This window comes from Aliterella sp. E5.1 (assembly GCF_057473825.1).
The window spans coordinates 1-2,014 of record NZ_JBYCCV010000277.1 but is presented as its reverse complement, the minus strand read 5'-3'; the positions used below and the strand labels follow the sequence as shown (position 1 = coordinate 2,014).

Here is a 2,014-nt window from a genome sequence, read left to right as displayed (position 1 = left end):
AATTCTTGAATCAGCAAGATTAAGCCTGGGCAAAAATTTCTATGTTCAGCAATCTATTCGCTACACAGAAATGGCATCAGAAGAATTTTAATAACTTTAAGAAGGAGAGTATCTTTATATCCCTGCCGAAGTCTTATTTTCCAGCACATATCGGTTATATCCACCCTGAGCTGCATTGTTACTCCTTTAGGACTACTAAATCAACAATGCCTAAGGTATAGTAGAAATTTCTAAGATCATTAAAATTATAAGGGGGGAATCGTGCCTAGGATAAAAGCTATCTTGATAGGGGCTAGCTTGGCAGTAATGTCACCTTGGATAAACGTACATATTGCCAGTGGTCAGACTCAAAATACTAGCAATGCTTATGCAAAACAACAGTTAAATCAGACTAATATAGGTGGGTTTTTTCAAAGCGTTTACGGGCAACAAGATCTGGCCCCTCCTAACCCTGACACAACTTACAAAATCTTTGTCTCAAAAGAAATGTGGCTCCTAGATGGTGGAGGTAATTGGGTCGAGATTGGGGACATAAAAGGATATAGTGCTCCTGATGGAGTTTCTAGCACCAAATACTGGGCTGGCCACTACTATGCTAAACAGAGAACTAATGGGTCTAACTCGCCAATATACCAACGAATTCTAATTGGACCTTATAACCCTACTGGTGCTCACACCTATCAAGCAACGAGAGGTAGTGCCAGTAACTCCCTATGGATATGGAACTTCAGCATTGATAATGGAGCCTATAGAGGTTCACTATATTCCAACAATAGTAGTTTTCCATATATGCAAGTAGGGATAGAAACCAATAATGGTCTTAGTAAGTTTAGAAGCGGAACCTACGCAAATTCCTTGTATCACCTAAATACCTCTAACGCATGGACAAATTGGCCATCCAGTGGAGTGTTAGATGGAGACAATGGAAGGATTCCATCTTGGAATTCCGTTTATGATGTCACTAATCGTAAAATCAATTTTTACACAAATCAATCTTGGCCCTAGTAATTTGATTGGATCGATTATAAGTTGTCAACGCGCTAAAAGGTTTATTGTCTAACACAAACCTTTCATGTTATCAGCAGTTTCAGTGGCACACTAGCTTCGAATACAAGACCCATCTGCAAACTACTCTTAAATCATTACAAAAACCATGAATTTAAGTACAAAGATTCTTATCCTTCTCACCAGCTCTCTTGTGATCATTAGCCCATTGCTTGTAAAGCTTAGTAAGGCGCAGACAGATCTGCCATCACTTCCCACTCCCAGAGATATTCCCGTCAATCCACTACCAGTAAGACTCCCTGCAAACAAAGACTTACCAACTGAACGTTTTCTTGGAAAAGAATATTATCAGAAAAAAATGCTCCCCGGCGCACTCCTACAGTCAGTTGAATTCATGTCTTATCAAGAGTATATGACTGAATACGGAGACGGCGCATCAGTTCCATCAGATATCTCTCCAGATAGGATGGTATCAGTGTTAAAAGTAGATTTTCCAAATGGACTAAAAGCCGATAATGCTGACTACTCAAAGGCTAATGTCATCTCAGCTCGTGATGCTATTTCAGGAGATTATCTCAGCCATACTACCGTTGGCAGTATAATATTTCAGAAAGGCCCAAACATACAGCCTTAGTTTATTGAAAACAGCTGGAAAAAATAAATATCAAAACCCTTAACCTTCTAAAGCTCAAGGAAACCTCGTATACCCATATCTTTTTGATTAAAATTAGGAAAGGTTAGTAATACTGAAGTCTCTTAATTTTCAATAGTTTGATTAGTCTAGTTAACCTTCACAGACCATCTTTTTACGGTAGATGGTCTGTGAAAACCATAAAAGCCATGAGATTAGTCTCCAGCGTCTGATAATTTCATGTTTTATTCACACAAATTAACATGAATCGCTTTATAGCTCTATTGACTACCCTAACTTTATTTCTGGCAGAACCATTGTCAGCTGGGCAATCCAAGAAGTCAGCCCCGAACAATCCTCAAGCTTGTCCAGGGCTAG

Annotated in this window: 1 protein-coding gene; it reads left to right on the top strand. The window is 39.0% G+C overall.

Features of this window, described 5'->3' with window-relative positions; genetic code table 11:
* Positions 1 to 1,153: 1,153 nt before the first annotated feature.
* Positions 1,154 to 1,639, top strand: a complete 486-nt coding sequence (locus tag AC2VE5_RS26250) for a hypothetical protein (protein WP_486890495.1) — start codon at positions 1,154 to 1,156, stop codon at positions 1,637 to 1,639.
* Positions 1,640 to 2,014: the final 375 nt, after the last annotated feature.